4 protein-coding genes are annotated in these 6,825 nt (G+C 64.3%); 1 reads left to right on the top strand and 3 read right to left on the bottom strand.

From position 1 onward, the window contains the following. Window positions 1-353 precede the first annotated feature (353 nt). The gene (locus tag ASF61_RS22995; RefSeq protein ID WP_082491846.1) at window positions 354-806 is read left to right on the top strand and encodes a VOC family protein; all 453 of its coding nucleotides are present in this window, start codon (window positions 354-356) and stop codon (window positions 804-806) included. A 224-nt stretch (window positions 807-1,030) separates the two neighbouring features. On the opposite strand, the gene ASF61_RS20285 is transcribed toward ASF61_RS22995, so the two are convergent. The 3 genes from ASF61_RS20285 to ASF61_RS20275 all read right to left on the bottom strand — a co-directional run bounded on the left by ASF61_RS20285 (window position 1,031) and on the right by ASF61_RS20275 (window position 6,779). Beyond that, complete coding sequence (locus ASF61_RS20285) at window positions 1,031-4,000, bottom strand: sensor histidine kinase (protein ID WP_056160234.1); 2,970 nt, start codon at window positions 3,998-4,000, stop codon at window positions 1,031-1,033. Between the two features lie 121 nt (window positions 4,001-4,121). Further along, complete coding sequence (locus ASF61_RS20280; protein WP_056160230.1) at window positions 4,122-5,195, bottom strand: porin; 1,074 nt, start codon at window positions 5,193-5,195, stop codon at window positions 4,122-4,124. A 36-nt stretch (window positions 5,196-5,231) separates the two neighbouring features. Further along, window positions 5,232-6,779 carry a methyl-accepting chemotaxis protein gene (locus tag ASF61_RS20275; protein WP_056160226.1) on the bottom strand — a complete coding sequence of 516 codons (1,548 nt, stop codon included), beginning with the start codon at window positions 6,777-6,779 and terminating at the stop codon, window positions 5,232-5,234. Between the last annotated feature and the right edge of the window lie 46 nt (window positions 6,780-6,825).

Genomic DNA, 6,825 nt, shown 5'->3' with positions numbered 1-6,825 from the left:
GCCACACATGGCACTTGGCGGCATCACGCCGATTCAGAAATTGGCCCTCGCCGCATAGCCTCTACTTCTGGTGCGCATCATTAATGGGGGGATTACCGGATACTGGATAGTGCGACAGAATCGGTTTGTTCATTGGTCGCACCAATGGCTGTGCCGGATGCCAAGTAGGATGCCGCTACGAGTGCTTGGCGCAATCTCATTACCTTATTTCCAAAAAATAGAAAAAAACGCTTACTGAATTTCCCAAAATGCTTGTACGACATCTAGTGAAGTTAAAGTAATGTGGGAAGTCCAAACCGGATTCTTAACGCTCGCATAAATCTGCGGCCTTGACTGTTATAACAGAATGCACTATGAACGACCAAACCTCTACCGTATTACGCACCGAGCACACTGGACTAACAGTGGCGTCGATCGATAGTGCACTTGATTTCTGGACTGAAGTTCTCGGCTTTCATCTCGTGTACCGCAAAGAGCTTGGCGGTGGGCACGCGATGGAACAAGTTGTCGGTGTGCCGGGCGCTTATTTAAGAAATGCTCTCCTACAAGGCCCCGATGGATACAAAATTGAGCTGCTTGAGTACGATTCACCGGAAGACCGCTTGATTTTAAAGCAACGTCCATGTGATGTCGGTTCGGCTCATTTGACGTTTGCCGTGACCGATCTGCGCGCAATGCTAAATCGCATGCGCCCTTATGGATGGACGGCAACCGGCGAACCGCAAACCGCGCCCAGCGGAACAATCATGGTCTACACCCGAGGACCTGACGGCCATACCATTGAACTTATGCAACATCCGGAGTGAACTGCTTGTCGGTGAATCTGGCGTCGTTTTGCAGTTAGCGAGATCTTGCAGGCAGATCAGTCATTCAAGGTCGTAGTGTAGCAAACTGAGGTCCGCCAATGATGATGGGTAAGTTGAAGAAAGTTCATTGTTGACGATTTCTTCGCGCCCCGAATCCCATGCTTAGCGCATCACGTTATACCAGCCCATCACCTGTTCAGCCACAATCACTTCAAGCTACCGCTTTAGCCTAAGTTGCGGTAGCCAACATCAAGACCAAACCGCAACACGGTGCCGCCGCCCGGATTGCGCTCGATGGTCAGCACTGCGCCCAGCTTCTGCACCCTCTCCCGCATGCCGACGATGCCGAAGTGGCCGGGAATGCCCGATGCTGCCGCCTGCGGCGTGATGCCGACGCCGTTATCCATGACCGATACTTCCAGCAGCGTGCCGCTGATGGCGATGGTGGCGACGATGCGGGTGGCCTGCGAGTGCCGGCAGGCGTTGATCACGGCTTCCTTGAAGATCTGGCAGACTTCGCGAGTCACGTCGGGCCGCACGTGCACCAGCTCGCGCGAGACGCCGAGCTTGAGCCGGCCGCCGGTGGTCGGTTCCAGTTTCTCGATGTCGTCATGGAGGTCGGCCAGCATCTGGGCGGACGACAGATCCTGTCGCAAGGCCATCACCTCGTCACGGGTATTGGCCATCAGCTTTTCGGCCTGGTCCAGCGCCGACTCGAGGATGCGTTCTTCGTGGCTGTCTTTCGGCAGCCGTGACAGGATGGTCGCGCATTTCAGCACCAGGGCGTGGACGCCCTGCAGCAGATCGTCGTGCAGGGTGCGCGCGATCCGTTCGCGCTCCTCGAGCCGGGTGGCGCTCAGTTCCGCCGCACGGGCCGACGCGGCAGCCACGCGCCGGCGGTGGTAGATAATCAGGATGGCGATCAGCACGGCCAGTGCGGCCAGCCGGAACCAAGTCGCCTGCCAGATCTGCGGCGCGATCTCGAAGTCGAGCGCATCGCCCTTGCTGTCCCAGACGCCGTATTCGTTCGAGGCCGAGACTTCGAACGTGTAGCGGCCAGGCGGCAGCTTGGTGTAGACGATGTCGCGCCGGGTGCCTGCGTGCTGCCAGTCGGTATCGACGCCGCGCAGGCGGTAGCGGAACTGCGTGCGTTCCGGTCGCGTGAGACTGAGTGCGCCGAACGAGATATCCAGGTTGTTGCTGCCCTCGGGCAGCCGCAGCGGCGCAGCTGGCCGGTAATGCACGCCATTGCTGGTGACGCCGCGGATCTCGACCAGCGGTGCATGCAGGTCGCGCCGGATATCGCCCGGCATGATGGTGGCCACGCCCTCGTAACTGGCCACCCACAGGCGGCCGTCGCCCGCTTCCAGGACCGAGGGAAACGGTCCGACCAGGGAAATCGGGGGGCCGACACCGTCATCGATATCGAACAGCTCGTAGTGCACCGCTTTGCCGTCGCGGATGGCGCCGCTGACTTCGACCGCGTCGATCCGGTACAGGCCATCGAGGCTGCGCAGCCACAACTCCCCTGCTGCCGTCTCGACGATGCCGCTCACGCCCCGCAGCGCCTGCCCGCCCGCCAGCGCGAGGCCGTGAAAACGGCTGCCGTCGAACCAGGCCACGCCCTTGTCGCCGGCGCCCCATAGCCGGCCACGGCGCGAATAGACCACGTTGATGTCGCCCAGATCGAGCCCCTGCCCTGCGCCGAACGCGGTCACGGCGCCGTTGGCATAGCGTACCAGCGTGCTGTGGGGGAAGCCGAGCCACAACTGGCCGCCGGCGTCCGTGTGCATGGTGCGCGGCCGGTCAGGCGGCAGCCCTGCCACGCTGTCGCGCGCGGGCTGCCACTGATCGCCGATGCGGCGCATCAGCGCCACGCCGCGGAAGTTGGCCCACCAGACGCCCTGCCCGTCGCGCGCGAAGGTGCTGATATCGGTGTCCTGGCGCAGCGCTTCCGGCGCTGCCGGGATCAGGGTGTTGCCGTCCTCGAACCAGATGCCGGTGCGCGAACCCAGCACGATACCGCCGTCCGCAGTGTTCAAACCCATGGCAAACGGATACGGCACCCGCTGCAGCGCCCGGCCCTGGACATCGAAGCGGCGCGCCGACAACCGGTCCTCGCTGATCCACATGGTGGCGTCGCGCCCCGGCACCATGGCCGACGACAGGATGCGCATGGCCGCCGGCACCGGCGTCACGCGCCAGCGCCGCAGCCGATCGAGGCCGTTATTGGTGCCGATCCAGAGATTGCCGTCGCGGTCCTCGAAAAAGGTTTGCGGCTCGCGTCCGCTCAAGCCCTGGGTCGGGCCCAGCACCTGGCGCGGCGCGGCCGGCGCACCGCCGGGCAGCCATTCGAGGCTGTCGGCATGCGCCGTCCACAGCGCGCCGGCGCGGTCGGTCCAGACGGCAGCGCCTTGCAGTACCGGCTGCGCCGGCACCGGTGTGCGCGCGATGCGGTAGATGTGCGCGAGACCGTTGCTTGCCAGAATGTCGCCGGCTGCGGTTTCCGTCAGCTGATCGAGGTGGACACCGCGCGGCCAGGCGCGCACATAGCGCGCGCTGCCGGGCGCACGGTAATAGGCGCCGTTGCCGCTGGCGATCCAGTGCGTGCCGTCGCGCGCGAACAGCATGCGCGTCACGACACCGGCCTCGGCGCCGAGGTCGCGAGCGGTGTCGGCCATGACCCAGCGACCATTATCGAGGCTGGCCATACCCTGGCTGGTGGTCGCCCACATGCGACCGTCGGGGCCGCGCGCCAGCTGGAACGCCATCGCATCGGGAAAGCCCTGGTCCTTGCCGTAATAGATTTCCTGGTCGTTCTTGAAGTAACTGACGCCGCCGTAACGGTAGCTGACCCACAGGCCGCCGTCGGCCTCCGCCAGCACGGTCATCGCGTGCGGCGAACGCAGGCGGTGGCCGCCGATGGCGTCGATACGGTCGAAGTTGGTGCCGTCGAAGCGGTACAGGCCGTCGTCGCTGGCCAGCCACAGGTAACCGTCGCTGCTTTGCGTGATCGCGTGGATCTGGACCGGCACGCCCTTGCCGGCTTTCCAGGCCTGATGGTGAAACGCCTGCATGATGGTCGGCTGCGGCGCCACCGGTGTCGTGGCGGCCGGCAGCGCTGCTCCAGCCGCCGCAAGATCGGCAAGCAGGACGAGCATCAGCGCGATCAGGGTAAAGATAATGCGTGGCATGAATGGGTGGTCGGCGGCGTGCAGGCTGGTGACGATCGCGCATTATATCGCCACGCTCAGCGCCTCAGCTACCCAGCACCACCGCGCCCCACCCGGCCAAGCCTGACGTGCGAGCTGGACATCAGAAGCGGTGCTGCACCCCGGCCATCAGCGCGCGCTGGTGATCGGCAAACCCCGCTTCGTTGCGCGACAGGCTGATCAGCTTGCCGTTTTTGGCCCTGGTGTAGGCGCCGGTCAGGTAAACGTCGGTGCGCTTGGACAGTGCATAGCGGGCCCGCGCCACGTACATCTTCGGATCGGCATCGGCGCCGGCGGCGACGTTGCGCACGTCGGTGTAGTACACGGCGCCCACCAGCGTCATGGCCGGCGTGGCCTTGTAGGTCAGGCCGGCCCAGTAGGTGTTGGCGCGCACGTCGGGCAAGGCGCGGTTGTTCGATTCGGTCTTGTAGGTACGGCCCACCAGCTGCACCTTGAAGTCGCCCGAGCTGACCATGCCGCCCAGGTGGACCACGTTGGTCTTGTCGTGGCGGTCGGTGGCGGCAACGTTGTTGCCATTGCTTTGCTCGGCCGTGGCCACCAGCGAAAACATGCCTGCCGTGTAGGCCGTGGCAAGCTGCATGCGGGCGCCGTCGGCGATGCCGGTGGTCTGCTCGCCGAACGCGTAGGTGGCGCCGAATTTCAGCGGGCCGCTGTCGAGCGAATACTTGACGATGTTGTCGGCCGACGTGGCCATGCTGTAGGTGCTGGCGCCCGACGCCGAGCCGCTCGAGGCCCACGAATAGTAGGGTGCATAGGCCATCGGGTCGAAGCCGACGATGAAGTCGTAAACGGTGGTGAACGAGCGGCCGATGACGACGCGGCCAAACGCACCCTCCAGGCCGACATTGGCCTGGCGGCGGAACAGGCCGCCGTCGTAGGCGCCGACGTCGGTCAGCAGGCCGCTTTCGAGGTTGAACACGGCCTTCAGGCCGCCACCGAGATCTTCGCTGCCACGAAAGCCCAGGCGCGAATTGTTCATGCCGCCCGAGCTCACGCGCAGCGCGCTGCCGCCCGGGCCGGCGTTGGACAGGTATTCGACGCCGGTATCGATGATGCCGTAGATGGTGACATTCGATTGCGCCAGCGCTGGCGTGGCGGTGCCCAGCGTGGACAGCGCGGCCAGCACGGCGCCGGCAATGACGGTGGTTCTCTGCATGGCGTTCTCCTTCGTCGTTGTTAAACTATTTTGCGGTCAGGCCAGGCGGAACACGCTGACCACGGCGGCCAGATTGGCCGACTGCTCCTGCAGCGCGGCAGCCGCTGCGGCGGCCTCCTCCACCAGCGCGGCATTTTGCTGGGTCACCTGGTCCATCTGGATCACGGCGCGGTTCACTTCCTCGATGCCGACGCTCTGCTCCTGGCTGGCGGCAGTGATTTCGCTCACCACCGCGCTCACGCGGCGCACGCTTTCGAGCATGTCGTCCATCGACCTGCCAGCCTGCTGCACCTGGGCGGTGCCGGAGCCCACCTGCGTCACCGAGTCGTCGATCAGGACCTTGATTTCCTTGGCCGCAGCAGCGCTGCGCTGGGCCAGGTTGCGCACCTCGGACGCGACCACGGCAAAGCCGCGGCCCTGCTCGCCCGCCCGTGCCGCTTCCACCGCCGCGTTCAGCGCCAGGATGTTGGTCTGGAAGGCGATGCCGTCGATCACGCTGATGATGTCCACGATCTTGCGCGACGACGAGCTGATCGATTCCATGGTGGTGATCACCTCGCCCACCACCTTGCCGCAGTCGCCGGCGATGTTCGATGCCGACTGCGCCAGCTGCTTGGCGTGGCGCGCGTTGTCGGCGTTCTGCTTGACGGTCGAGGTCAGCTCTTCCATGGCCGATGCCGTTTCTTCGAGCGAACTGGCCTGTTCCTCGGTGCGGCTGGACAGGTCGAGGTTGCCGCTGGCGATCTCGGTCGAGGCGGTGGCGATGGTGTCGGTACCGCTGCGCACCTCGCCCACCACGCGCAGCAGGCTGGCGTTCATCAGGCCCAGCGCCGACATCAGCTGGCCGGTTTCGTCCGGGCCGCCGCGCGCGATGCTGGCGGTCAGGTCGCCGTTGGCCACGCGCTGGGCCACGCCCACCGCTTCCTGCAACGGCCGCGAGACGATGCGCGCCACCAGCACGGCCAGGCCCATGCCGATCGCGATCAAGACCGCCAGCACGCCGAGGATCAGCTTGCGCGACATGCTGAAAATCTCCGAGGCCTGCTCGTCGGAGGCCAGGCTGCCGTCGTCGTTGATCTTGACCAGCGCTTCGAGCTGCTCGTTGACCTGTCGAAACAGCTTGTTGGACGCGCCGCGGAACAGCACGCGCGCTTCTTCCTTGCTGCCGGCGTGCGACAGCGCCGTCAGCTTCTTGCTCTGCGCCATGTAGTCGGCCAGCGATTTCTGCAATTCGGTGTAGATGCGCTTTTCCTCGGCTTCGGACACCAGGGCCGCGTACAACGCCTGCTGCTTGGCCAGCGTATCGAGGCGGGTGGCCATCGACTTGTCGGTGGCCACCATGTCGTCTTCGGCCGTGACCAGGATGTGCGTGGCTTCCGAGATGCGGTAGCGCGACAGCGAATTCTGCATTTGCCCCAGGTAGCGCACGGCCGGCAGCCAGTTGGTGGCGATGTCGCTGGAAGCCTTGCTGACCTTGGTGAGCTGCACGATCGAGAACAGGCCCAGCGCGCAGGTGAAAATGGTGAGGATAGCGAACGAAATGATCAGCTTTTTGCCGATCTTCAAATCATAAAACCACTGCATGCCGCCTCCAGATTATTTTCCTTTTGGAAATATCATGATAGCGAGC

The sequence above is a fragment of the Duganella sp. Leaf126 genome, assembly GCF_001423125.1.
GTDB lineage: Bacteria > Pseudomonadota > Gammaproteobacteria > Burkholderiales > Burkholderiaceae_D > Rugamonas.
Note: the sequence above shows the minus strand (reverse complement) of the source record. Positions and strands in the feature narration are given on the sequence as shown.

Excerpts from the sequence above, each read along its gene's own strand:
- ASF61_RS20280 (WP_056160230.1), bottom strand. The coding sequence starts at position 5,195 with ATGCAGAGAACCACCGTCATTGCCGGCGCCGTGCTGGCCGCGCTGTCC.
- ASF61_RS22995 (WP_082491846.1), top strand. The coding sequence starts at position 354 with ATGAACGACCAAACCTCTACCGTATTACGCACCGAGCACACTGGACTA.
- ASF61_RS20275 (WP_056160226.1), bottom strand. The coding sequence starts at position 6,779 with ATGCAGTGGTTTTATGATTTGAAGATCGGCAAAAAGCTGATCATTTCG.
- ASF61_RS20285 (WP_056160234.1), bottom strand. The coding sequence starts at position 4,000 with ATGCCACGCATTATCTTTACCCTGATCGCGCTGATGCTCGTCCTGCTT.